22 protein-coding genes are annotated in these 23,395 nt (G+C 69.6%); 8 read left to right on the forward strand and 14 right to left on the reverse strand.

From position 1 onward, the window contains the following. The first annotated feature begins 6 nt into the window (after positions 1-6). Positions 7-1,224 carry a lactonase family protein gene (locus OG329_RS00580; RefSeq protein ID WP_405791679.1) on the forward strand — a complete coding sequence of 406 codons (1,218 nt, stop codon included), beginning with the start codon at positions 7-9 and terminating at the stop codon, positions 1,222-1,224. 26 nt (positions 1,225-1,250) lie between these two features. Here the strand turns inward: OG329_RS00580 and OG329_RS00585 are convergent, their stop codons facing one another. From OG329_RS00585 to OG329_RS00605, 5 genes are all read right to left on the reverse strand, one after another. Continuing rightward, positions 1,251-1,583: a DUF6191 domain-containing protein gene (locus OG329_RS00585; protein ID WP_405791681.1), complete on the reverse strand. Its 333-nt coding sequence runs from the start codon at positions 1,581-1,583 to the stop codon at positions 1,251-1,253. 91 nt (positions 1,584-1,674) lie between these two features. Next, the gene (locus OG329_RS00590) at positions 1,675-2,961 is read right to left on the reverse strand and encodes an FUSC family protein (RefSeq protein ID WP_405791682.1); all 1,287 of its coding nucleotides are present in this window, start codon (positions 2,959-2,961) and stop codon (positions 1,675-1,677) included. 173 nt (positions 2,962-3,134) lie between these two features. After that, positions 3,135-4,547, reverse strand: a complete 1,413-nt coding sequence (locus OG329_RS00595) for an MFS transporter (protein WP_405791684.1) — start codon at positions 4,545-4,547, stop codon at positions 3,135-3,137. 11 nt (positions 4,548-4,558) lie between these two features. Then, positions 4,559-5,242, reverse strand: a complete 684-nt coding sequence (locus tag OG329_RS00600) for an ArsR/SmtB family transcription factor (RefSeq protein WP_405791686.1) — start codon at positions 5,240-5,242, stop codon at positions 4,559-4,561. A gap of 71 nt (positions 5,243-5,313) precedes the next feature. After that, entirely contained in the window at positions 5,314-5,841 is a 528-nt protein-coding gene (locus OG329_RS00605) for a MarR family winged helix-turn-helix transcriptional regulator (RefSeq protein ID WP_405791687.1), read from the reverse strand. A gap of 19 nt (positions 5,842-5,860) precedes the next feature. On the opposite strand from OG329_RS00605, the gene OG329_RS00610 reads away from it, so the two are divergent. Then, positions 5,861-6,811, forward strand: a complete 951-nt coding sequence (locus OG329_RS00610) for a DMT family transporter (RefSeq protein WP_405791689.1) — start codon at positions 5,861-5,863, stop codon at positions 6,809-6,811. On the opposite strand, the gene OG329_RS00615 is transcribed toward OG329_RS00610, so the two are convergent. After that, positions 6,765-7,544 (reverse strand): SDR family NAD(P)-dependent oxidoreductase, encoded by a 780-nt coding sequence (locus tag OG329_RS00615; RefSeq protein WP_405791691.1) that lies wholly within the window; start codon positions 7,542-7,544, stop codon positions 6,765-6,767. The two genes, OG329_RS00610 and OG329_RS00615, sit on opposite strands and share 47 nt — an antisense overlap. A gap of 88 nt (positions 7,545-7,632) precedes the next feature. On the opposite strand from OG329_RS00615, the gene OG329_RS00620 reads away from it, so the two are divergent. Then, the gene (locus tag OG329_RS00620) at positions 7,633-8,340 is read left to right on the forward strand and encodes an alpha/beta hydrolase (RefSeq protein ID WP_405791693.1); all 708 of its coding nucleotides are present in this window, start codon (positions 7,633-7,635) and stop codon (positions 8,338-8,340) included. 54 nt (positions 8,341-8,394) lie between these two features. Here the strand turns inward: OG329_RS00620 and OG329_RS00625 are convergent, their stop codons facing one another. The 3 genes from OG329_RS00625 to OG329_RS00635 form a co-directional block, all read right to left on the reverse strand. Continuing rightward, positions 8,395-8,970 (reverse strand): AAA family ATPase, encoded by a 576-nt coding sequence (locus OG329_RS00625; RefSeq protein WP_405791695.1) that lies wholly within the window; start codon positions 8,968-8,970, stop codon positions 8,395-8,397. 5 nt (positions 8,971-8,975) lie between these two features. After that, complete coding sequence (locus OG329_RS00630; protein ID WP_405791697.1) at positions 8,976-9,347, reverse strand: VOC family protein; 372 nt, start codon at positions 9,345-9,347, stop codon at positions 8,976-8,978. 184 nt (positions 9,348-9,531) lie between these two features. Beyond that, positions 9,532-9,789 carry a type B 50S ribosomal protein L31 gene (locus OG329_RS00635; protein ID WP_405791699.1) on the reverse strand — a complete coding sequence of 86 codons (258 nt, stop codon included), beginning with the start codon at positions 9,787-9,789 and terminating at the stop codon, positions 9,532-9,534. Between the two features lie 177 nt (positions 9,790-9,966). Here OG329_RS00635 and OG329_RS00640 point away from each other — a divergent pair, with 177 nt between their 5' ends. Continuing rightward, positions 9,967-10,560, forward strand: a complete 594-nt coding sequence (locus tag OG329_RS00640; protein WP_405791701.1) for a GNAT family N-acetyltransferase — start codon at positions 9,967-9,969, stop codon at positions 10,558-10,560. Positions 10,561-10,622: 62 nt separating this feature from the next. Here the strand turns inward: OG329_RS00640 and OG329_RS00645 are convergent, their stop codons facing one another. The 3 genes from OG329_RS00645 to OG329_RS00655 all read right to left on the reverse strand — a co-directional run bounded on the left by OG329_RS00645 (position 10,623) and on the right by OG329_RS00655 (position 12,738). Next, positions 10,623-10,826 carry a DUF397 domain-containing protein gene (locus tag OG329_RS00645; RefSeq protein ID WP_405791703.1) on the reverse strand — a complete coding sequence of 68 codons (204 nt, stop codon included), beginning with the start codon at positions 10,824-10,826 and terminating at the stop codon, positions 10,623-10,625. 421 nt (positions 10,827-11,247) lie between these two features. Continuing rightward, on the reverse strand, positions 11,248-11,637 hold the full coding sequence (locus OG329_RS00650; protein ID WP_405791704.1) for a hypothetical protein: 390 nt from the start codon (positions 11,635-11,637) through the stop codon (positions 11,248-11,250). A 201-nt stretch (positions 11,638-11,838) separates the two neighbouring features. Beyond that, on the reverse strand, positions 11,839-12,738 hold the full coding sequence (locus tag OG329_RS00655) for a helix-turn-helix domain-containing protein (RefSeq protein ID WP_405791706.1): 900 nt from the start codon (positions 12,736-12,738) through the stop codon (positions 11,839-11,841). Positions 12,739-13,230: 492 nt separating this feature from the next. Between OG329_RS00655 and OG329_RS00660 the strand changes: the two genes are divergently transcribed. Further along, positions 13,231-14,358: a lectin gene (locus tag OG329_RS00660; RefSeq protein WP_405791708.1), complete on the forward strand. Its 1,128-nt coding sequence runs from the start codon at positions 13,231-13,233 to the stop codon at positions 14,356-14,358. A 95-nt stretch (positions 14,359-14,453) separates the two neighbouring features. Here the strand turns inward: OG329_RS00660 and OG329_RS00665 are convergent, their stop codons facing one another. After that, a complete protein-coding gene (locus OG329_RS00665; RefSeq protein WP_405791709.1) occupies positions 14,454-17,729 on the reverse strand; it encodes a LamG-like jellyroll fold domain-containing protein in 3,276 nt (1,091 codons plus the stop codon). Positions 17,730-18,025: 296 nt separating this feature from the next. On the opposite strand from OG329_RS00665, the gene thrS reads away from it, so the two are divergent. From thrS to nhaA, 3 genes are all read left to right on the forward strand, one after another. After that, positions 18,026-19,333, forward strand: coding sequence for a threonine--tRNA ligase (thrS, locus tag OG329_RS00670; RefSeq protein WP_405791711.1), 1,308 nt, complete (start codon positions 18,026-18,028; stop codon positions 19,331-19,333). Between the two features lie 155 nt (positions 19,334-19,488). Beyond that, positions 19,489-20,220, forward strand: a complete 732-nt coding sequence (locus OG329_RS00675) for a 2OG-Fe(II) oxygenase (protein ID WP_405791713.1) — start codon at positions 19,489-19,491, stop codon at positions 20,218-20,220. A gap of 154 nt (positions 20,221-20,374) precedes the next feature. Then, the gene (nhaA, locus tag OG329_RS00680) at positions 20,375-22,270 is read left to right on the forward strand and encodes a Na+/H+ antiporter NhaA (protein WP_405791714.1); all 1,896 of its coding nucleotides are present in this window, start codon (positions 20,375-20,377) and stop codon (positions 22,268-22,270) included. A gap of 30 nt (positions 22,271-22,300) precedes the next feature. Here the strand turns inward: nhaA and OG329_RS00685 are convergent, their stop codons facing one another. Next, positions 22,301-23,311 (reverse strand): D-cysteine desulfhydrase family protein, encoded by a 1,011-nt coding sequence (locus tag OG329_RS00685; protein WP_405791716.1) that lies wholly within the window; start codon positions 23,309-23,311, stop codon positions 22,301-22,303. Positions 23,312-23,395: the final 84 nt, after the last annotated feature.

Below are 23,395 nucleotides of genomic sequence, written 5' to 3' on the forward strand. Positions count from 1 at the left end.
CCCGGAATGAGAAACGACCGCACAGGAACAGCCACGAGGTCGGCCGGCGGCCCGAGCCGCCGTCAGGTCATCGGCATAGTGGCCGCCGCCGTAGCGACGGTCTCGGTGCCCGCCACGGCCACGGCGACGGCGACGACGACGGCGCCCCGGACAGGGACCCTGCCGGCGACCCGCTCCCGACAACTCCTCGCCACAAGGCCGCTGTTCATCGGCACATACACCTCCAGCGGCGGTCCCGGCATCGGCCTCGCCTCGTACGACACGGTGACCGGCCTGATCACTGGCACCGGGACTCTCCAGGGTGTCGGCGACCCCTCGTATCTCGCCGTGCACCCCGACGGCACCACCCTCTACGCGGTCAACGAGCGCCAGGACGGCGGTGTCACCGCGATCGCGCTGGGTGAGAACGACGACCACACGGTCCTCGGCACGCGCGGCACCGGCGGATCGTCCCCCTGCCATCTGTCCGTGCACCCCGGCGGGCGGTGGCTGCTCAGCGCGAACTACGGCTCCGGCAACGTGGCCGTGCACCCCATCGAGCCATCGGGCGCGCTGGGCGAGCGCACCGATCTGGTCACGCACACCGCACCGGCTCCGGGGCCCGGCCAGAACGGCCCGCACGCGCACCAGATCGTCACCTCTCCGGACGGCGCCCATGTGCTGGCGGTCGACCTGGGCACCGACAGCGTCTACACCTACCGTCTCGACGAGACGGCGGGCACGCTCACCCGGGTCTCGTACGCCACGCTGCCCGCAGGCGCCGGTCCGCGGCAGCTCGCATTCCATCCCTCGGGGCGATTCGCCTATCTGGCCAACGAGTTGAGCAACACGATCGCCGTCTGCGCGTACGACCCCGACAGCGGAAAACTCACCCCAGGCGAACCGCTGCCCACCGGCGCCGGCGGCGCGGGCAACAGCTTCCCCTCGCAGCCGGTGATCACGGGCAACGGCGCGTTCGTCTTCCTCGCCAACCGGGGGCACAACAGCCTCTCCCGCTTCGCCGTGGAGGACAACGGCGCAGGTCTGCGGCTGCTGGACACCGTGCCCGTAGGCGGTGACTACCCGAGACAGCTCGCCCTCTCGCCGGACGGGAGCGTGCTGTTCGCCGCCAACCAGCGGTCGAACGCGGTCTCCGTCTTCCACGTCGACCAGGCCGGCGGCCAACTGACGTCGGCGGGCGCCCCGTTCGCGTCTCCGGTCGCCGTCTGCGTACTTCCGCTCTGAGGACAGGCGGGCAGGCCGGTCGCCGATCAGTTCAGGCGGTCCGGCCTGTCCGGCTGTATCCGTACGACCGCCGTGCCGCCGTCCAGATCCACCGTCGTCCGGTTCGGCGGAGCCCCGTCCTCCTCGTCGTCCCGCATCAGCCGTGCCGAGCGGCGCTCCTTCAACTCGCTCTGCTTGCCCGGCGACAGGCTCGCGTGCAGCATCTCGAATCCGGTGGTCGAGACCTGTCCCTGCCGGGCGACATTCCGCCATGGCAGCACACCGGCCCGCCCCGCGCGCAGCAGCAGTTGATCGACGAAGGCCAGCACAGTCAGCAGGATGACCAGACCGGGCAGAGTCATGAAGACGGCGAATCCCATACGCCAGTATCGCGCACGGACGAACCGGCCGACAGCCGGAATCAGAACCGGCCCGCCGGCCGGACCCGGTGCTCCCTTCCGGGTCCCACCATCAGCGCCGCCGCTTCAGCCGGGGCCGCCTCGGCCGCCTCGGTCGCCTCGGCCGTTTCACGCCGCGCAGCCATTGCGAGAACGCGGTGAATCGCGGGTACCGCTCGCGCTGTTCCCTGGTGGATCTGTCCAGCTCCTCCATCAGCCGGCGGGAGCGGTGGTCGGTGTCGAGTTCGTCGAGCAGCCTGTCGATCTCCGACAGCAGGGCACCGTGGAGCTGCCACTGCCGCGGATGCCGCTGTACGCCCTCCAGCAGCAGGTGCGCCACCCTCTCGCGGCTCGCCCCGGCGGCGCTCAGGTCCTCCGCGAGGCGGTCCTCAGCCGCCTCGGCGGCCTCGCTCGCCTGTGTGGTGACCAGCACGGCGAAACTGACGAGCGCGTCGGCGACCTGCGACAGCAGCTCCTCCAGGCCGGACCCGACCTCTGGTGCGAAGAGGTCTTCGTCCTGGCGTTCCTTGGCGAGGTCCGTGATGGTGCGGGTGAGCACGCGCAGCACGACCGCGCAGATCTCCAGCGTGTCGAGGCCGGTACGGAGCACCACCCGGTGCAGGAGCCCTTCCTTGACGCGCGGGTTGAGCCGCAGGCTGTCCTCGGCCTGGCGCAGCGCCGCGTCCACCTCGGCGATGCCGTGGTCGAGCCGGCGCGCCTCGGTCAGCCGGGCCGCGGCGCGTTCGACGGGGGTGGGGGTGGTCAGCTCCTCGCCGACGTCGCGCAGCAGCCGGCGCATCTGCCGGGCGAGCCCTTCGATGGACTCCCCGGCGGCGGAGACCCAGACCGGCGGCACGAACAGCACGTTGAACAGCAGCCCGACGACCGCGCCGATCAGCGTCTCCAGGACGCGGTCCCAGGCGGTGTTCGCCGCGTGGGTCACGCCGAGGACGAGCATGGCGCTGATCGCGACCTCGGGGACGAACTCGTCGACGCGCACGAGCCGGCCGGCGAGGAGCGAGGCCAGGATGATCAGCCCAAGGCTCCACCACGACAGGCCGACGAGCACACTGAACGCGCTGGCGATCAGCACGCCCGCGACGACGGCGTTCACCCGGCGGATGCTGGTGGTGAGGGTGGAGTAGAGCGTCACCTGCACCACGAGCAGCGCGGTGAGGGGCGCGGTCAGCGGCGCGGGTTCGCTGCTGAGCCACAGCGCGACGATGTAGGCGAGCGTCGCGGCCACGGACGAGCGCAGCGTCTGCGTGACGGTCACGTCGTTCCGCAGGTCCAGCACCCTGGTCAACGCCCCGCGCCCGGAGCCACCTTTGTCGTCGCCACCCGCGGCCCGCAGTCTCATGGGCAGCACACTGCCCACAGACCGCACACGGAGTCGGTACGACACGCGGCATCGGCATCGCGAAGGCCACTTAACACGGTCTCCCGGTCGCAGCCGCTGTCGGGGTCTGGCCGGAATTCTCATTCGACCAGCGGATACCGGCCAGTGCGGATCGTGCCTGGTGGCTCGGGTGATCACCGCGTCCGCAGGACTCGGTCCGAGTCCGGGCCTACGGGCGGCTCAGACTCCCGGTCCGGATCGGCGCGCGGTGGGACGGGTGGTGGGAGGGCCGGAGGGCGGGGCACCCGGACCTTGCCGCGCCGGTGGTCCATCTCACGCCATTCCGGGCGCAGTCCGGTGAGATTCGTGGTGAGGAAGTACGCCGCCGCGCCCACCAGCAGCACCGGCGCCAGTCCGACCGAGGCCACCGCCGCTCCCCCGATCAGAGCGCCGAGCGGGATTCCGGACCAGCAGAGCGCCCCGCTGAGCGCCTTGACCCGGCCCAGTAGGGGGCGGGGTACGCGTTCGTAAGTGACCGCCGCCAGTATGGGGTTGAGGAATCCGGCGCCGAAGCCGCCGACCGCGAACACGACCACCACGGTCCACAGAGGCGCGGGCGAGGCGAGGATCAGCCAGCGCGGCGCGCCCGCCAGGAGGAATCCGCCGAAGAACACCAGCCGTCGCCGCATCCGGTGCGCGACGGCCGCCGCGATCAGGCTGCCGCCGATCGCCGCGAGTCCGCCCGCGCCGGCGCACAGGCCGATGGCGCTCGGTCCGTTGCCGGACTCCTTGGCCCAGACGGGGAGAAGCACGGAGCTGAACGCCGCGTCCAGAAAGTTGGTGATCGCGATCATGCCGAATACCGCGACGAGCAGCGGTTCACCGCGCAGGAAGGCGAAGCCCTGGCCGAACCGCTGCCAGTAGCCCGGCTCGGCGGACGGTTCGGCGGACGGATCGGTGGCCCCCTCGGGCGGCGGGAGGTGTTGCGCGGGCTTGCCCATGCCCCGTGGCAGCACCAGCGCGATGATCATCGAACCGAGCGCGAAACAGGCCGCGTTGACGGCCAGCCCAGGCAGCGGTCCGAGGAACGCGATCAGGGCGCCACCCGCCGCCGGTCCGACGGTGGAGGCGAGCCGTTCGGTCACGCCCGCGAGGCCGGCGGCCCGCTCCAGAGGTACGCGGCCGTGTTCGGCCGCCTCGGGGACCATGACGTCCTTCGCCAGATCGCCCGGCCCGCGCGCCGCGCCGATCACCGCGACCAGCGCGAGCAGTACGGGGAACGAGAGCCGGTCGGCCGCGTGCAGAAGGGGAACGGCGACGGCGGCCCCGGCGCTGATCAGGTCGGTGGTCCAGGAGATGGTCCGCGGCCCCGCCCGGTCCACGAGCGGTCCGGTGAACGCCTTCACCACCACGTAGGGCGCCATCTCGCAGAAGGCCACGAGGCCGGTCTGGGTGGCGCTGCCGGTGGTGACGAGTACGAACCAGGGCAGGGCGATGGCCGAGACGCGCGTACCGGTCAACGACACGGCCATCGCGGTGAGTACGCCGGCGAGCGGCAGCAGCGTACGCCCACGCCCTGACGGTACGTCAGATACCTTCCCCCGCATCCCCGTTCGCCTCACCAGGACTCCATTCCCCGCAGCCGTGCGGGAGCGGGGTCACTCGCGGGGGCGGCGCCGGGAGAGTCCTCGCCAGGGGCGTCCAACTCGGGCAGGATCTGGGTGATCAGGGCGACGCGCTCGGCGCCCTCCGGCGCCTCGGCCGCGGTCTCCGGGGTGTCCGAGCGGTAGCGGGCGACGAGCGCGTACAGCTCCTCCCGCAGACTCACCGACTCCTCGGGAGTCAGCCGCAGCGCCCAGTCACTGATGTCGAACGTGCCCCGCCACCGATCGGGCATGGTCTGAAGCTCGCCGAGAGCCCGTTGGGTGCGCAGGGTGTACACGGCGGCGACCGACTGGAGATAGGCCAGCGCGGCCTCGGGCTCCTGCTCCGCCAGCTCACGATCGCTGAACCAGGTGGACTGGTGGACGGCGCGCCACCAGCGTTCCCGTGCGTTGCCGCGCTCCACGTCCTCCTCGACGAACCCGGCGTCGCCGAGCTGGCGCAAGTGGTAGCTGGCCGTACCGGAGTTGACCCCCAGCCGCTCGGCGAGCCTGGTGGCCGTCGAAGGGCCGTGCTTCCGCAGCAGCCCGACCAGTTGGACACGTACGGGATGGGCCAGGGCGCGCAGCCCCTTCGCGTCCAGGACGACCGAGTTCGACGCGTGCTGGGGACCGCGAGGGGGGCGGTGGGAATCCGTCATGCCGAGCAGCCTAGACCGCAAACAGTCATTCGCAAAGACTTCTTCGCGAAGAAGTCTTTGCGAATGAGTTCTCAGCCGCGCGGCCCCTCGGTCACCGCCAGCCACTTGGTCAGCAGCGTTTCGAGTTGCGCCGCCTCCGTCTCGGTCAGTGCGTCCAGCAGACGGCGCTCGTTGGCCATGTGCTCCGAGAAAGCGCGGTCGATGAGCGCACGGCCCTCCGGAGTCAGGGCGACGACCCTGCCGCGCCCGTCGCTCTCGCTCGTCCGCCGGGAGACGAGCCCACCCCGCTCGAGCCGGTCGACGCGCTTCGTCATGGCACCGGTCGTGACCATGGTGTGCTCGGCCAGTTCGCCGGGCGCCCGCTCGAACGGCGCGCCCGCCCGTCGCAGCGCGGCCAGGACGTCGAAGTCCCCCTCCCCCAGTCCGTACTTCCGGTACACGACGCACAACTCCTCGGTGAGATACGCGCCGAGGCGGTGCAGCCGCCCGATGACGCCCTGCGGACGGACATCGACATCAGGGCGCTCGCGGGCCCATTCCCGCTGGATACGGGCCACACGGTCAAGGGATTCAGTCACGGAGGGAATAATACCTTCCATGGAAGATATTCTTGCTTCCATGGAAGCTACCGTCGTCGCGCCCGCCACCACGCCCGCCCGCTGGTCACTCGTCACCGCCGTCGCGCCGATCGCCTGGGGCACGACGTACTTCGTCACCCAGCGCTATCTGCCGGCGGACCATCCGCTGTACGGGGCGGTGTTCAGGGCCCTGCCCGCCGGGATCGTCCTGCTCGCACTGAGCCGGCGACGGCCGCACGGCGCGCTGTGGTGGAAGGCGCTGGTACTCGGCACCCTGAACATGGGGGCGTTCTTCGCGCTCGTCTACGTGGCGGCGCAGCTCCTGCCGACCAGCATCGCCTCGACGGTCATGGCGACCGCGCCGGTGATGATGATGGTGCTCGCCTGGCCGCTGCTGGCGGAACGTCCGCACGTAATGCCCGCCGTCGGCGCGGGCGTCGGGATCGCGGGTGTCTGCGTCATGCTCCTCACGAACGCGACCGGGATCGATCCGCTGGGCGTACTCGCCTCGGTGGCGGCCATGACGATGTCCTCGGTCGGCTACATCCTCACCAAGAAGTGGTGCCCGGACGTCGATGTCCTCGCGCTGACCTCGTGGCAGCTCATCGCCGGAGGGGCCGTGCTGGTGCCGGTCGCGATCGCCGTCGAAGGGGCGCCGCCGGCTCTGGACGGGGGCGCGGTGCTCGGTTTCGCCTACGTATCCGGCGTGGCGACGGCTCTCGCCTTCACCGCGTGGTTCGCCGGCCTGCGGCATCTGAGCGCGGGAACGGTCGGCCTCATAGGGCTGCTCAACCCGGTCACCGGCGTTCTGCTCGGCACGCTCGTCGCCGGGGACACCCTCACCGCGCGGCAGGGTGTCGGGCTGGTGCTGGTGTTCCTCGGCATCGTGCTGGGACAGCCGGGCGTGACGCGGGCCGCGCGTGCGGTACGCCCGCGTCCACCCCTCAGTGCACGGAGAACCCGCCGTCCACGAACACCGACTGCCCCGTGACGTACGCGGAAGCCCGGCTCGCCAGGAAGACGGCCGCGCCCGCGAAGTCCTCCGCCACCCCGTTGCGCCCGGTCATCGTGCGCGCGGCGAGCGCCGCCACCCGCTCGGGGTCGGACGACAGCCGCTCGTTGAGCGGCGTCATCACGAAGCCCGGAACAAGCGTGTTGCAGGTGACCCCGTACCGCGACCACGCCTCGGCCTGCGAGCGGGCAAGCGACTCCAGCGCGCCCTTCGACACCCCGTAGACCCCGCTCTGTACGAACGCCCGGTGCGCCTGCTGGGACGTGACGTGCATGATCCGCCCGAAACCGCGCTCGGCCATGCCGGGGCCGAACCGCTGCCCCAGCAGATAGGGCGCCTCAAGATTCACGGCCATCGTCGTGTCCCACACGTCGTCGCCGGTCTCCCCCAAAGGGGGACGAAGATTGATCCCGGCGCAGTTGACGAGGGTGTCCGGCTCGCCGAACATCTCCGCCGCCTCGTCCGCCACCGTACGTACACCCTCGCGCGTACCGAGGTCGCCGCTCACCCAGGCCGCCCGGCAGCCACGGTCCGTCAACTCATCGACCGTGGCGGCCAGTTCCGCCTCCCTGCGCGCCACGATCACGACGCTCGCCCCGGCGCGGGCAAGGGCCTCGGTGATGGCCTTGCCGATGCCGGAACTTCCACCGGTGACCAGGGCCACACGGCCTTCCAAGGAGAACAGTTCGGAGAGATACGCCTGCGATTCCATGCCCGCAGATTAGACGTCGCACCGACTCCTTACTGTGGTGGACGAGGCCCCGCCCGCCGCAGGTGACACAAGAGAGGCCAGGCACCGCGTGCCCGTCAGCGATCCCCGCGCTCCACTCCCGCCCGCCCTCGTACTCGACAGACCCACCCCGCACCCCCGTACCGCCGTCCTCCTGCTGCACGGCGGACGCTCGGAGGGTATGGAGCCGCCGCGCCGGTGGGATCCGGCCGCCGCGCGGATGTGGCCGTTCACGCGTGCGGTACTGCGCGCCACCGAAGGTCACGACGTTCTCGTGGGACGGGTCCGCTACCGGCACCGGGGATGGAACGGCGCGCGCGCCGACGCGGCGGCGGACGCGCGCCGGGCCCTGGACGAGCTGGATCAGCTCGCCGGTTCGGTACGGGTCGTGCTGGTCGGCCATTCGATGGGCGGGCGCGCCGCGCTCGCCGTGGCCGGGCACGACCTGGTGCGTGGTGTGGTGGGGCTCGCGCCGTGGTGCCCGCCCGGGGAGCCGGTGGACCAGCTCGTGGATCGGCAGGTCGTCCTCGTGCACGGTGACCGGGACCGTACGACCGACCCGATGGGCAGCCGCGATGTCGCGCGCCGCGCCCGTGCGGCGGGCGTCGACGCGTGCGCGGTGGTGATGCCGGGCGGGGATCACGCGATGCTGCGGCGGGCCGGGCAGTGGCATGCGCTCACCACCGAGCTGGTGTCGGGTCTGCTCGGGCTCGGGCCACTGCCCGGCCTGGTGCGGCGCGCCTTCGACGCGGGGCGGGACGCGGCGACGAGCGACTGAGGAGACGGAAGACGGGAGACGGGCTTCACCGAGTCGCCACGCGGTCGCGGTGCGTCAGCGGCTCTCGGTGGTGACGAGGGCGGCCGGGAGGTCGGCGAGGATCGCCGAGACCGTCTCCTGCGGCGTCTGCTTCGTGGTGTCGAGCCACAGACCGATGCGCGGGGTGTGCGTGCGCAGGCTGTGGTCGAGCGCCTCGACCGTCCAGACGCCGTATCCGGTCTTCGGGCGGGTGTCCTCCCTGCTCCGTACGGCTTCGATCGACGGCGCCAGCACGACGACGTACAGCGGGCGGGCGCGGACCTCTGCGACGAACCGGCTCAAGTCCTCGCCTATGACGATGTCCTGGACGACCGCCGTCCAGTTGTCGTCCGCGTACGCGTCGGCCACCGTCGCCGTGATCCGCCGGCGCAGGTCCATTTGGGCCCTGGCCTCGGCGGTCTCCTCGGGCAGCAACTCCTCCCGGCCGGAGACGAGCATGCGCCGGAAGGTGTCGCCCCGGACATGGGCCGCGCGCGGCAGTTGGCCGGCCAGCAGACCGGCGACGGTGGACTTGCCGGAGGCCATCACACCGGTGACCAGGACGACCGCGGAACGTAGTTCGGTACTCACTGGGCTCTCTTCCTCGGACATGACGCTCAGCCGTGGCCGGTGTCGATGACGCAGAATCGGTTGCCCTCGGTGTCGGCGAGGACGACGAAGTCGGCGTCGTCGGGATAGCGGTCCCAGTCGACGCGTTCGGCCCCCAGGGACATCAGACGTGCCACTTCCGCGGCCTGCTCGGCGGCGTCGTCCGCGTAGAGGTCGAGGTGGACACGCGGATGCTTCTGCACCGGCGACTCGCTGAGCCCGAGGGAGAGGCCGGGGCCCTGACCGCCGGCGGGGACGAGGACGACCCAGTCGTCCGCCACCTCGCCGTCGCGCGGGACGTAGTCCAGCGCCCGGCTCCAGAACTCGGCCGCGCGCCCTACGTCGGAGGCGCCCATCACGATCGTCCCGATGCTGATCATCCCGTGATGGTGCCAGAGCTTCCGCGCGGTGATCAATTCGATTCCGCCGCCGGGTGGAGGAGACACCGCCCCCGCTCGTACGCGAAACGCGCGGCGGCATGGGGAAGCCCCGGCCTCGTGATCAATTGATCGCGTTGCCGGGGCTCATGAACTCCGTCTTCGTGCCGACGCTACCCGGTGCTGCTCATCCGCGCTTCGAGGCGTCTCCGTAACGACGCTCGAACCGCTCCACACGGCCCGCGCTGTCAACTACCCGCGATTTACCGGTGAAGAAGGGGTGGCTCGCCGATGATGTCTCAACATCGATGACGGGGTACTTCCGCCCGTCCTCCCACTCGATCGTCTTGTCCGATTCCGCGGTCGAGCGCGTCAGAAACGCGACATCGGCGGCGCGGTCCCGGAAGACCACCGGACGGGATACGGGGTGTATACGAGGCTTCATATGTGATCCCTTCCTGTCGCCGACGCCTGAGGTCTGTACGACCCCCTGCATCTGGTTCAACGGTGGGGGGAGGCCGTCTATTCCACTGAATTCCGGTGGTCCAGCGGTGGCCGAAGAACAGGCAGTTGGCCCGTACCGGCCCCGACTGACCAGGCGTTCCGGTGATATTCTCGTTGTATGGCTGACCGAATACATCGGGTCATTATCGAAGGCTCCCGGATCAGTACTCCCCGGTTGACCCTTCGACCGTGGGCGCACGGCGACGCCGAGGCGGCGCTGCCGGTCTACGGCGTGGACGAGGTGTCCCGATGGCTCGCCCCGGCGCTGGAGCCGGTGTCGGATCTGCCGGCCATGGAGCGCCTGATCGAGCGATGGGTGAGCGAGTCGGTCACCCTCGAACCTCCCCAGGGCCGGTGGGCCATCTCCCTGCGCGAGACCGGTGAGCTGGTCGGAGGGGTGGCGCTGCTGCCGCTCCCCCCGTTCGGCAGCGATCTGGAGATCGGCTGGCAGCTCGCTCCCGACGTATGGGGGCAGGGCCTGGCCGCGGAGGCCGGGCATGCCGTGGCGCATCAGGCTTTCGAGTCGGACGCGGGTGTGGAGGAGCTGTTCGCGGTGGTACGGCCCAGGAACAGCCGAGGCGCGGCGACGGCCCGGCGGGTTGGGATGGAGTGGGTCGGCGAGACGGAGAAGTATTACAACTTGCAGTTGCAGGTCTACCGTCTGCGCAAAGGTGACCTCGACGCCGGCGGTCCCACCGCCGCCCTGCCGTAACGAACGTCCGGCCTCCGGCGTCCGGAAAGCGAGCATCCGAAAAAGGGGTAGCCGTCTCTACGCTATCCGTCCACCGACGGGTGGGAGGTGTGGCGGGTGTGATCGAAGAACGCCTGCCACTGTGCGCGCGAGAAACCCAGCACCGCGCGCTGCGGATGGTGCGAATCCCGGATCATGACCGTGTCCGCGTTCCAAGCGATTTCCACGCATTTGTCGGGTACGACATCGCTGAAGCTGCTCTTGCGCCATGCCCATGACCCGGTCACCCACGCCTCCTTAACACTCCGTACGGAAAGCCTGGTTGGGGCAGCTCACTGTGTGGTGCGACTCTCGAACCGGCGAAATCGATCAAGTGCACTCGACGTCCGCACGTTTCCTCAGGATAACAATCGCGCACGGGAAAACGAACATACGAGTTCTCGCCATGATCGCCTCCGCTGCTCCGACGCGCGGGACGACCTCGCGCGCGCCCTTGCGGCGTCGGGTGTGAGGGATACGCTGGCTGCGCAGACGTACTTCAAGGGGGATGACCGATGACGCGCTCGATGCCCTCGTACTCACCTCGCGACATGACCTGGTTCTGGTCCGTATACGCCCTGTTGACAGGGGTGCTCGCGTACGGCGCGGGCTACGGCGCGGCAAGTGCCACCGGTTCGGCCGTGGTCGGCGTCCTCACCTCGCTGGTTCTCATGGCGGCAGCGGGCTGGTGGGCGCCTCCTCTTCTCCGCTCGGCCCGGCGGACGTCTCCGGGGCCGGCCGGGCAACCCCGTTCTCGGGACTGGGCGTTGCCCCCGCTGGACTGAGCGCGCCACGCCCCGTGGACATGAGAGTCAGCCGGGTACGGAGCCGGGCCACCAGCAGCACACCCACCCCGCAGCCGGCCACCCCCAACCAGCCTTTCGGGTTCGGGGCGAGCACCGAGAAGACCACGTAGAAGCAGCTTCCCAGTACCACCGGCGGGATCGTGACGACCCACAGCAGATGGACCGTCCGGGCCCGGAACGGCAGTACGTGATGGATGATCTCGTTGCAGATGTGCACCCAGGTTTCGACACCGGAGCGTTTACGTCCTGGCATGCCCATACCCCCGTACTCGCCACCGGCGACAGCGGATGCTGCCGCCGGTGAGAGCCCCCGACCCATTCATCGGCCACCTCGGTGATCACTCGTCAGAAACCGCAGCATCGGGCGCGGCTGCGGGTGGCGCGTTGCTTGAGATAGCCGATCGGTCCGGACGGTCCGGGGTGATTCGTGAGGATCTTGCCGGGCTCGCGGTCCCTACTGCTCCTCGGTCACGGCCGGCAGTGTCAGGTCCTCGCTCCCTTCTCCGACGTGCTCGCTGACCTGGCGCAGCACCGCGCCGATGTTGTCGTCGAGCGCCCGGTCCTCCAGCTCCAGGAAGGCTTCGATGTACTTTCCGGTCACCTCGGGGTCGTTGCTCGCGAACGAATCCCCGCGCGGGTTCTCCAGATAGACCGAGTCCGGCATACCGTCCTCGCTGAACTCGAACAGCGTGAAGGGGCCGAGAATCCCCGGGTGGGCGCCGGCGTCGAACGGCATGATCTGGATGGTGATCCGGGGGTGGGAGGCCAGATCCGCCAGCCGTTCCAGTTGAGCGCGCATGACGCCCGGTCCGCCGATCTGCCGGCGCAGGATCGACTCGTCGAGGATCACGAGGTGCTTCGCTCCCTCGTCACCCTCCAGCAACTCCTGGCGTGCGAGCCGGGCTTCGACCATTCGGTCGAGCCGTTCCGGTGAGACCCCCTGGCCGGTTCCCGTGACCAGTGCGCGCATGTATTCCTCTGTCTGGAAGAGACCGGGAACCACGAAGAAGTGGAAACCCCGGATGATCGAGGCGGAGGATTCCAGGGCGAGGAAGGAGAGGAATTCCTTGCCCAGCACGTCGCGGTACTCGTTGAAGGGCATTTTCCTGCTGCCCCGGGCCAGTTCCAGCAGTCCTTCTGTCTTGCGGCGCTCGGTGATCCCGTACTCGGCCAGCAGCGCCTTGAGGTCGTTGACCGTGACCGCGACCTCGCCCGCCTCGATTCTGATGAGCTTCGAGGGGCTCCATTCCATTTTGACGGCGACCTGACGCTGGGTCAGTCCCGCGTTGCTCCGGGCCCTGCGGAGCTCGGTCCGAAGACGCAGGCGCTGGACGGCGGCACTGGGCGTGCTCACGATTGCCACCTCCCCGTCGCGTTGGTCCCATATGCAAGGTAGCAGATAGTCATATCGCTGTAACAGACCTTACCGATAGAGGGTTGTCGATCAAGAAACACCAGGTCAACGCCTTGCCCTTGATGGATCAGTACGCAGCACGCCAGGTGTGATGTGCGAGCACGCAGATGGGCACTATGCCAGCAGGTGGGCGGCGCGTCGCGAGATACCGTATCGGATCTCACATGCCGTCATATGCCGTTCGGCCGCGCGCCGCCAAGAACGTGTCGATGAGCGCGCAACGCCCCGGCGCAAGAGCTGTACAGGCCCGCCGACGACCGTCCGGACCGGCACACAAGCCATCGACGGACCCCGTTCGCCATGCACTTGACAAGGTCTAGACCTTGTCTTTCAATCCAAGCGACACACCACTCATGCGCATCTCCTCCTTGGCCCTGTCGGCGAACCGGCAGGGCTCCATGCGCCGTTGGCGCGAAGGGAAGACATTCAGAGATGTTGAGCAAATCCGGCAGAGGCATTTCCCTCCTGCGGTCCGCGATCCTCGTCGCGGTCGCAGCCCTCATCGCCACTCTCTTCACCGCCCCCGTCGCCCAGGCGGCCGACGGTCAGATCACCGGTCTGGCGGGCAAGTGCGTCGACGTCGCCGGCGCGAGCAACGCCAACGGCACCCCCGTACAGCTCTACGACTGCAACGGCAGCAATGCCCAGCGCTGGTCCAACTCCGGTGACGGCACACTGCGCGCGCTCGGCAAGTGCCTGGACGTCGCGGGCAACAGCACCGCCGACGGCGCCCTCGTCCACCTGTGGGACTGCACGGGCGGTGCGAACCAGCGCTGGACGGTCTCCGGCGCGAACGACATCGTCAACCCGCAGGCCAACAAGTGTCTGGACGTTCAGGAGCGCAATACGGCGAACGGCACCCGGCTCCAGATATGGTCCTGCTCGGGGCAGTCCAACCAGAAGTGGAACGCGCCCAGCAGCGGCGGTAACCCGTCCCCGGGTGGCTTCGTGGTCAGTGAGGCGCAGTTCAATCAGATGTTCCCGGGTCGCAATTCGTTCTATACGTATGCCGGTCTGACGGCGGCGCTGAGTGCGTATCCGGCGTTCGCGAATACGGGCAGTGACACGGTGAAGCGTCAGGAGGCGGCGGCGTTCCTCGCCAATGTCAGTCACGAGACCGGTGGTCTGGTGCATATCGTGGAGCAGAACACGGCCAACTATCCGCACTACTGCGACAGTTCGCAGTGGTACGGCTGTCCGGCCGGGCAGGCCGCGTACTACGGGCGCGGGCCCATCCAGTTGAGCTGGAACTTCAACTACAAGGCGGCGGGCGACGCCCTGGGCATCGATCTGCTGAACAACCCCTGGCTCGTGCAGAACGACGCGGCCGTCGCCTGGAAGACCGGACTCTGGTACTGGAACACCCAGAACGGACCCGGCACCATGACCCCGCACAACGCCATGGTCAACCAAGCCGGCTTCGGCCAGACGATCCGCTCCATCAACGGCTCGCTGGAGTGCGACGGACGCAACCCCGCACAGGTCCAGAGCCGGATCAACAACTACCAGAGCTTCACCCAGATCCTGGGCGTCACGCCGGGCGGCAATCTGTACTGCTGACCCCCTCCGATCGGACGGGGGCCGCGCCCGACGCGCGTGTGGTCCCCGGCGGGGCCGTTTCGGCTCGCCGGGGACCACATCGCTGTGTGTCAGCGTTACCGCTGCCGTTCCTCCTCGTACAGACTCTGTACCTGACTGTCCGTCAACGCCTTGTCGTAAGCGTGCACTTGGTCGACCGACCCGTTCCAGAAGTCGCCCTTGGCGCCGTCGTACTTCGCACGGCCGACCGACAGCGGTCCGGTGCTCACATCGGCCGGGCCGGCGGCGACGGTCGCGACCGGTGCGCCGTCGACGTACAGCGTGATGTCGTCCGAGGCCGAGTCACGGACGCCGACGAGGTGGTACCAGCGGTCGGTCTCGGGCTTGATCTCCAGGCGTGCGCGGTTGCCGCCCGGGGTGCTGAACGCGAACGCGCCCTGGCCGTACTGGAGATAGAACGGATTCTCCGTGCGCCGCCCGTCCTGGCTCACCGCCGTCGCATAGTTGCCGGGGAGCGCGTCGAGGGTGACCCACGCCGACACGGAGTAGCTCTTGGTCGTGTCGACCACCGGGCCTTCGGTCTGCGCGTACTGGCCCTTGCCGTCGAAGGCCAGTGCCGTGCCGCTGACGCCCGGCGTCCAACCGGCGCCGCCGACGAGGTTCAGGGGGCTGCCGTTCGGGCCCTTGTCCTGGGCGGTGGTGCCCTTGCCCTCGTCCAGCGGCCAGTATCCGCCGCCGCTCAACTCGTCCCGTTCGCCCGCCTCGGCGCCGGCCTTGATGACCTTCAGGTTGATGGCGCGCACCTGGGCCGGATCGACCTTGATCTCCCGGCGGTCGTAGGTGTAGAAGCCGTTGAGTTCATTCTCCAGGTCGCTGACCTGCGTGTACACGGACCCGGACAGTTCGGCGTTCGCCGCCTCGAGGTAGAAGTCCGTGGTGTTCTGAACGTACTTCGCGGTGAGCGCTTCCTTGTCTGCCACCCCGCTGTAGATCGCGGCGGGCGGGCCGGGCCACATATGGCCGGGGGTGCGGAGGGTGAAGCCGCCGTGTTCACCGTCCATCGCGGCGCGGTGGTCGGGGAAGGGTGCGTCGTTGTTGACGTAGTCGTGGTGGTCGATGATCTCGCCCTTGCCCGAATCCCCCTTTGAGGAGCAGCAGTTGACACCGCTGTGGGCGTTGACGATGCGGGAGGGGTCGGTCTGCTTCACCGATTCGGCGATCCGGCCGGTCTCCTCACGGTTCCACTCGCCCCAGCCCTCGTTGAAGACGATCCAGCCGATGACGGAGGGCGAGTTGTGGAGCTGCCGCATCATCTGCTTGCCCTCGGCGACGAAGGTCTTCTGTCCCGCTTCGTTGGTGATGTCGCTGGAGACGAAGTCCTGCCAGACGAGCAGACCGAGCTTGTCGGCGTGGTGGTAGAAGCGGGCGGACTCGACCTTGATGTGCTTGCGTACGGCGTTGAAGCCGAGCTTCTTCTGGGCCTTGAGGTCGAACGCGAGGGCCGCGTCGCTGGGCTGGGTGTAGAGACCGTCGGGCCAAAATCCCTGGTCCAGCATGGCGAGGGAGAAGATGGGCTTCCCGTTGAGCACGAGCTTCTGGTAGCCGCCGACCTCCTCGATGCCGACCGATCGCATACCGAAGTAGCTGTCGACGCTGTCGGTGGACCGGCCGTCGGTGAGGGTGACGTCGAGGTCGTAGAGGTACGGGTCGTCCGGGGTCCACAGGCGCTGGTTCTTGATGGGGAGGCGCAGTTCGGTGCCGGGACGGCCGCTGACCGTGGAGACGATCCTGCCCTTGGCGTCGCGTGCGACGGCCCTGACCTTGGCGTCGGGTGAGGCTTTAGCGGAGTTGACGGTGACGGCGAGGCTCTGGGAGTCGATGTCGGGCGTGGTGAGGAGTTCGTCGACGGCCGCCGTCGCGACCGGCTCCATCCAGACCGTCTGCCAGATGCCCGACGACTGGGTGTAGACGATGCCGCCTGGGTCGGTGGACTGCTTGCCCATCGGCTGGTTGGGGCCGTTGGTGTCGGTGACGGCGACGACGATCTCCTGCGGGCCCTTGCCGCCGTATCTGAGCGCGTCGGTGATGTCGGCGCTGAACGCCGTGTAACCGCCGGTGTGTTCGGTGACCTGGGTGCCGTTGACATAGACGCGGGTCGCGTAGTCGACGGCGTCGAAGTTGAGCTTGAGCCGCTTGCCGTCGCCGACCTTCCAGTTCTTGGGGACGGTGACGAGCTTGCGGTAGAACATGTGGTCCTCGTGGCGTTCGAGGCCGGAGAGCTGTGACTCCACCGGGAACGGCACGATGATCTTCTCGTCCAGGTCCTTGCCGAAGACGGGCTGTTCGTCCTTCTCGGCGCCCGCGAACTGCCAAGGACCGTTCAGATTCTTCCAGTTGTCGCGCACCTGCTGCGGGCGGGGGTACTCGGGCAGCGGGTTGTCCGGGTCGAGTTTGTCGCCCCACTCGGTGGTGAGCCGGTGCGTGGAGTCGTTCGCCGCGGTGCGCATGATCTCCGGCACCGTCTCGCCGCCGGCCTGGAGGCCGCCCTGGCCGTCGTAACGGAAGCTGACCCGCTGGTCCTTCTGGACCGGCTCCTTCAGCGTGACGGTCAGCGAGTTGGGGTCACCCGGTGTCCGGGCGACGGAGGACAGCGGCATCGGCGTGGTGTCGACCGTGACCTTCAGATGGTCCTCGATCGCCGCGATCGTGCCGCCGACCTTGTCCTCGAAGGTCGCGCGGAGGCGGCGGCCGTCCTGACCGACCGTCAGGGACACCGGAAAGATCTCGAATCCGGCGGGCGGGGTGAACGCGGACTCGGGGACGATCTGCTTCTCGGTCCCGGCACCCGACCAGCGCAGGAACATGTTCGCGCCGCCGGTGTCCTGGAACATCTCGACGCGGACGTCCGCGGGCTCGCCCGCGGTCAGCGTGACCGGTTGGCTGGTCTGCTCCCTGTCCCAGTCCGGGACCCAGTGGTCAATGACCACCTTGTCGCCGATCCACACCCGGAAGCCGTTGTCGCCGGTCGCGTAGAAGGTGTAGTCGCCGGTGGCGGGAGCCTCGATCCGGCCGGTCCAGCGGGCGGTGGTGTGCTCGGTGCGGCCGGTCAGGGACTCGAACGTCGAGGCCAGGCCAGGGAATTCGATCTGCGGATCGAGGGCCACTCCCCCGAGGTCGGCGAAGTCGCGCGCGCCCGGCGCGGACATGCTGAAGTACTCGCCCTTGAGACCGTGTACGTCGGCCGTCGGGGCGGCGGCTGCCGGGATGTCGGCGGACGCGGGGCCGGCGGCCGTCGCGGCCGGGGCGAAGCCGGTCGTCGGCAGCAGCAGGGCGACGGCGAGCAGCAGCGAGCGGAACAGTGGTCGGGAGCGGTTGGCGGGCTTTCGTCTCATGGGGTCCTCGGTGTCCTCGCGCGGGCGGGGGCGTGACGGGCGGGAGCGGAAGGGGTTCCGTCCCTGGCATTACAACGTTGGAAAGAGTCCGTGGCGGAATGACAGCACGCCCGCTCGGCGGGTGTCCAGAGTTACGACACAAGGTGTTCACGGGGCGCGTGGGAGAAATGGCGTTGCCGTGGGCGCGGGTTCGGCTCTACGGTCGACCTCATGAAGCGTGCCGCGATGATCGCGATGACGACGACGCCGGAGAGTGTCCCGGCGCGCTGACTGCTGATCCAGTTCGAAGCCCCGGGGTGAGTAACCCCGGGGCTTCGTCACGTGGTCACTCGCTCCACGCCAGCGAGGAGACCCCCATGCACGACCATCGCAGACTCGGCCGCGAGTTGGACCTGTTCGACACCGATCCGCTGATCGGCGCCGGCCTGCCGTACTGGCTGCCCGACGGCGCGACCGTACGGCACGCCCTGGAGGAGTACATCCGCGGCGTGGAGCGGCGCGCGGGGTACCGGCATGTGTACTCGCCGGTGCTGGGCAAGCGGGAGCTGTACGAGATCTCCGGGCACTGGTCGCATTACAGCGACGACATGTTCCCGCCGATGGAGCTGGGCGGGGAGCAGTTCGTGCTGCGGCCGAGCCTGTGCCCCCACCACGCGCTGATCTTCCGGTCCCGCGCCCACAGCTACCGTGAACTTCCGCTACGTATGGCCGAGTTGGGCGGCATGTACCGCTCCGAGCTGTCCGGGGTGCTCGGCGGGCTGACCCGCGTACGGGCCATTCAGCTCAACGACGCGCATATCTTCTGCACCGTCGACCAGGTGGCCGACGAGGCACGGGCGGCGCTGGAGCTGATCCGGCGGGCGTACGGCGCGCTCGGCATCCGTCCCGCACGCTTCCGGCTGTCGCTGCCGGGGCCGGGTGAAAAGTACGTCGCCGATCCGGCGCTGTGGGAGCGGTCCGCCGCGCTGCTGACCGAGGTCCTGGACAACTCGGGTGTCGCGTACGAGGCGGTGGAGGGCGAGGCGGCGTTCTACGGTCCGAAGATCGACGTGCAGATCGCCGACGGGGCGGGGCGTGAGTCGACCCTGTCCACCGTGCAGGTCGACTTCCACCAGCCCGAACAGTTCGATCTGCGCTACATCGGCGCCGACGGTGCCAAACACCGGCCGGTGATGATCCATCGCAGTGTCATCGGCAGTGTGGAGCGGGCGGTCGCGCATCTGGTGGAGCAGCACGGCGGCGCGTTTCCCGGCTGGCTGGCACCGACCCAGCTCGTGGTCCTGCCGGTCTCCGACACCGAACTCCCGCAGGCGGAAAAGCTGGTGGAGCGATGCGCGGAGCGGGGGCTTCGGGCGGAGGTCTCCGGGCCTGAGGGCGGCAGCCTGGGGGCCAGGGTCAGGGCGGCCAGGCTGGTGCCGTATCAGGCGGTGATCGGGGCGAGGGAGGCCGCCGGAGGCTCGGTCGCGCTGCGCCTGCGGGACGGGCGGCGCGTGGACGCCCTGCCGGCCGCCGAACTCCTGGCCCGGGTCGGGGCACTGGTCGGCGCGTACAGCACCGACCTGTGGGAGGAGAACGGGCTGGAGGGGGCCGGACAGCCCGACTGACCCCGAGGGGTCGGCCGGGCCCATTTTCGGGGCGGGGTTCGGGCGTCGCGCCCATCCAGCGCGACGTCCGAATCCCGCCAGCCTCGGAGGTCTCCGGGCGGCACTGTGGACGGTGCGACAGGAGTGACCGGAAGAGACGGAAAGGCGCGGAGACAATGAAGACCATCAACCGGGCAGGCCCGATCGGCGAGCGCGTCGCCGCGCAGGACTGGGGCTCGATCACCGGTGACCTCGACGCGTACGGCAACGCCCTCACCGGGCAGCCGCTCCTCTCCCCCGCCGAGTGCCGCGCGGTCACCGCGCTGTACGACGACGCGGAGCGGTTCCGTACGACCGTCGACATGGCCCGCCATCGCTTCGGGTCCGGGCAGTACCGCTACTTCACTCATGAACTTCCCCAGGTGGTACGGGAGTTGCGCGCCGCGCTCTATCCGCGGCTGCTGCCCGTCGCACGCGACTGGGCCGGGAAGCTGGGCAGGCCCGCACCCTGGCCCGACACGCTGGACGAGTGGCTGACGATGTGTCATGAGGCGGGGCAGTCGAAGTCCGCGCAGATCCTGCTGCGTTACGGCCCCGGCGACTGGAACGCCCTGCACCGGGACGTGTTCGGCGAGATGGTGTTCCCGCTCCAGGTGGTCATCGGTCTGGACGTACCCGGAACGGACTTCGGCGGCGGGGAGTTCATCATGACGGAGCAGCGTCCGCGCGCCCAGTCGCGGGGCTCGTCGGCCACCGTTCCGCAAGGGCACGGGCTGGTCTTCACCACCCGCGACCGGCCGGTGCGTTCCGCGCGGGGCTGGTCGAACGCGCCGATGCGGCACGGGGTGAGCACGGTACGCACCGGTCGCCGGCACACCCTCGGTCTCGTCTTCCACGACGCGGCGTGAGCCCGCGCGGCGGTCGGGGACGATGCGGCCAACAGAGCCGGAACCGATCCGGTCCGGTCCGGTCCGGTCCGGTCCGGGGGGGTACGCCAAGAGCGCGGGGCCGACACACAGCCCGCTGCCGCGCCCGCTCGCCCGGTGAGTGGAGAATCCAGGGATGACGGAATCCTCCCCAGACGCCGGCTACACCGGGCAGACGCGGCTCGATCGGCCGTCGCACACGCCATGGCGGGAATTCCTGCGTACCGAGACGGGCAGCGCCGCCGTCCTGCTGGTTGCCGTGATCGCCGCGCTCGTCTGGGCGAACGCCGATCTCTCGTCGTACGAGCGCTTCTGGCGCACCCACATCGGGCTGTCGTTCGGCTCGCACAGCCTGTCACTCGAGCTGCGGGAGTGGGTCAACAGCGGGCTGATGGCGGTGTTCTTCTTCGTCCTCGGTCTTGAGGCGCGCCGCGAGCGGGACCTGGGCGAGCTGCGCGACGGACGGCGTATCGCGCTGCCCGTGCTCGTCGGGGTCAGCGGCATGCTCGTGCCGGTCGCGATCTATCTCCTGATCAACGCCGGGCACGGTACGGCCTACGGCTGGGGCGCCGCGATGTCCACGGACACCGCCTTCGCCCTGGGCATGCTCGCTCTGCTGGGCAGGCGGCTGCCCACCGGGCTGCGTACGTTCATCCTGGCCGTGAGCGTCGTCGACGACTTCGTGGCCCTCGCGGTCATCGCCTTCGCCTACAGCGAGCGCGTCGCGCCGGTGGCGCTGCTGGTGGCCCTCGGCATCCTCGGCGTGATCATGGTGCTGCGCTACGAGGGCGTACGCCGTGGTGTCTGGTACGCGCTGCTGGCGATCGCCGCGTGGGGCGCGCTGCTGGAGTCCGGGGTCGATCCCGTCGTCATCGGGCTGGTGATGGGGCTGCTCACCGCCGCGTACCCCGCCGCGCGCGGTGATCTGGAGCGCGCCACCGGTCAGTTCCGCCGGTTCAGGGAACAGCCGACGCCGGAGCTGGAACGTTCCGCGCGGCTCGGGCTGGCGTCGGCGATCTCGCCCAACGACCGGCTGCTGCGTATGTACCACCCGTGGTCCAGCTATGTGATCGTGCCGGTGTTCGCGCTGGCCAACGCCGGGATCAGCGTCGCCCCGAACGAGCTGTCGCAAGCCTTCACCTCCCCCGTCACGCTGGGCATCGTGGGCGCCTTCGTCATCGGCAAGCCGGTCGCGGTGCTCTCCGCCTCATGGCTGACCTCGCGTTTCAGCCATGGTCGGCTGCGTCCCGCGGTCGGCTGGGGCGCCGTCGCCGCCGGCGGGACGATCGCGGGCGCCGGGTTCACGGTGTCGCTGCTGATCGCCACCCTGGCCTTCGACGGTGATCGTCTGGAGGAGGCGAAGATCGGCACACTCGCGTCGCTGATCTGCGCTTCCGCGCTGACCTGGGCCATCAGCGCGGTGATCGGACTGCTGCCGAAGCGGCGTCGTATCCGGGTCCTGCTCGGCACCGACGAGTCGATCGTCGATCTCGCGGTCCCCGTCGATCCCGAACGCGACAAGATCCGCGGCCCGTTGGAGGCGCCGGTGACGGTCGTGGAGTACGGCGACTTCGACTGCCCCTACTGCGGAAAGGCCGAGCCGGTCATCCGGGAGCTGCTGGCCGACTTCGGGGACGTCCGCTACGTATGGCGGCACATGCCGCTCACCGACGTACACCCCGGAGCGATGCTCGGCGCCGAGGCGTCGGAAGCCGCCTACGACCAGGGCGCGTTCTGGGAGATGCACGATCGCCTGCTCGCGCACGAAGGCACGCTGCGGTTCACGGACACGCTCCGTTTCGCCACCGACCTCGGTCTCGACACGGAGCGCTTCGAGCGGCACATGCGACGCCACAAGGGCGCCGCATGGATCGCCGACGACGTGGACTCCGCCGATCTGAGCGGAGTGTCGGGGACGCCGACCTTCTTCATCAACGGGCGGCGTCACTACGGGGCCTACGACATCGGCCATCTCTCGGCGGCCGTGCGCACGGCCCGGCAGCAGGCCGCGCTCACCGAGCCGGAGTCGTAACGCCGGGAGGCCCGCCGGGCCGGCCTGCTGTCAGGTGCTCAACGGGTCGCCGTCCACCGCCAGTTCGGCCGCCGCCCGTTCGAGGGTCGGCCGGTGGCCGAAGAGGCCGGGCAGGCCGCCCGAGTGCAGGAACACCGTGCGCCGTCCCGGTGTGATGTCACCGGCCTTGACCGCGGCCGTCAGCCCGGCCAGCGCGCGGCCGGTGTAGATGGGGTCGAGCACCATGCCCTCGGTGCGGGCCGCCAGTGTGAGGGCGGTCATGACCGGTTCGGTGAGTACGGCGTAGCCGGATCCGACCTGGTCGAGGCGGATCCGCAGGTCCTCCGGCGCGCAGTGCGTGCCGGAGACACCGGAGACCAGGTCCGCCACGACGCGGCCGGGATCGGCGACGGCTCCGACGTGGACGCCCAGCACCCGCTCGGGACCCAGTGCCGCGACCAGTCCCGCCATGCTGCCCCCGGAGCCGAGCGCGACCACCACCTGAGCCAACTCCGGTGCCTGGGTGAGGAGTTCACGTCCGCATTCGACATAGCCACGGGCGCCGAGCACGCTGGATCCGCCGAAGGGGATCAGCGCGGGCACCGCACCCCGGTCCCGCAGCGTGCCCGCCACATGCCGGGCGGTGGAGGCGAGTTCGTCATCGGCGACACCGCCGGCCCACACCACGCGCGCGCCGAACAGTCCGTCGAGTGCGAGATTGCCCGACTCGGACGAGCCGGGCTCGCCGGCCAGTACGAGAACGACGTCCAGCCCCAGCCGGGCGCCCGCCGCCGCGGTGAGTCGGGCGTGGTTGCTCTGCGGCGCCCCGGTCGTGACCAGGACGGTGGCTCCCTCGGCGAGCGCCGCCCCGCATGTCCATTCCAGCTTGCGCACCTTGTTGCCACCGCCGCCGAGACCGACGAGGTCGTCGCGTTTGACCCACAGGTCGTCTTCGCCGAGGCCGAGAGCGCGGGCCAGCCGTGGCATCGGTTCGAGCGGGGTCGGCCATGTACCGAGAACAGTGCGGGGCGGCTGTCCGTCACCCGTAGAGATGGTCACCATGGCTCTACTCTGCCTGCCGGTTCCCCGACGCGCCGCTCACGACGTGCCGACTGACCACCCCCCCGTCCGACCCCTTCGCCCCGT

The sequence above is a fragment of the Streptomyces sp. NBC_01506 genome (genome assembly GCF_045040295.1).
In the GTDB taxonomy this organism is placed as follows: domain Bacteria; phylum Actinomycetota; class Actinomycetes; order Streptomycetales; family Streptomycetaceae; genus Streptomyces.

Coding starts and splice junctions, on each gene's coding strand:
- OG329_RS00630 (WP_405791697.1), bottom strand. CDS start 9,347: ATGATCAGCATCGGGACGATCGTGATGGGCGCCTCCGACGTAGGGCGC.
- OG329_RS00585 (WP_405791681.1), bottom strand. CDS start 1,583: ATGGGATTCGCCGTCTTCATGACTCTGCCCGGTCTGGTCATCCTGCTG.
- OG329_RS00590 (WP_405791682.1), bottom strand. CDS start 2,961: ATGAGACTGCGGGCCGCGGGTGGCGACGACAAAGGTGGCTCCGGGCGC.
- OG329_RS00610 (WP_405791689.1), top strand. CDS start 5,861: ATGGAAGCTACCGTCGTCGCGCCCGCCACCACGCCCGCCCGCTGGTCA.
- OG329_RS00605 (WP_405791687.1), bottom strand. CDS start 5,841: ATGGAAGGTATTATTCCCTCCGTGACTGAATCCCTTGACCGTGTGGCC.
- OG329_RS00640 (WP_405791701.1), top strand. CDS start 9,967: ATGGCTGACCGAATACATCGGGTCATTATCGAAGGCTCCCGGATCAGT.
- OG329_RS00660 (WP_405791708.1), top strand. CDS start 13,231: ATGTTGAGCAAATCCGGCAGAGGCATTTCCCTCCTGCGGTCCGCGATC.
- OG329_RS00675 (WP_405791713.1), top strand. CDS start 19,489: ATGAAGACCATCAACCGGGCAGGCCCGATCGGCGAGCGCGTCGCCGCG.
- OG329_RS00650 (WP_405791704.1), bottom strand. CDS start 11,637: ATGCCAGGACGTAAACGCTCCGGTGTCGAAACCTGGGTGCACATCTGC.
- OG329_RS00595 (WP_405791684.1), bottom strand. CDS start 4,547: ATGCGGGGGAAGGTATCTGACGTACCGTCAGGGCGTGGGCGTACGCTG.
- OG329_RS00580 (WP_405791679.1), top strand. CDS start 7: ATGAGAAACGACCGCACAGGAACAGCCACGAGGTCGGCCGGCGGCCCG.
- OG329_RS00635 (WP_405791699.1), bottom strand. CDS start 9,789: ATGAAGCCTCGTATACACCCCGTATCCCGTCCGGTGGTCTTCCGGGAC.
- OG329_RS00685 (WP_405791716.1), bottom strand. CDS start 23,311: ATGGTGACCATCTCTACGGGTGACGGACAGCCGCCCCGCACTGTTCTC.
- OG329_RS00665 (WP_405791709.1), bottom strand. CDS start 17,729: ATGAGACGAAAGCCCGCCAACCGCTCCCGACCACTGTTCCGCTCGCTG.
- OG329_RS00615 (WP_405791691.1), bottom strand. CDS start 7,544: ATGGAATCGCAGGCGTATCTCTCCGAACTGTTCTCCTTGGAAGGCCGT.
- OG329_RS00625 (WP_405791695.1), bottom strand. CDS start 8,970: ATGTCCGAGGAAGAGAGCCCAGTGAGTACCGAACTACGTTCCGCGGTC.
- OG329_RS00600 (WP_405791686.1), bottom strand. CDS start 5,242: ATGACGGATTCCCACCGCCCCCCTCGCGGTCCCCAGCACGCGTCGAAC.
- nhaA (WP_405791714.1), top strand. CDS start 20,375: ATGACGGAATCCTCCCCAGACGCCGGCTACACCGGGCAGACGCGGCTC.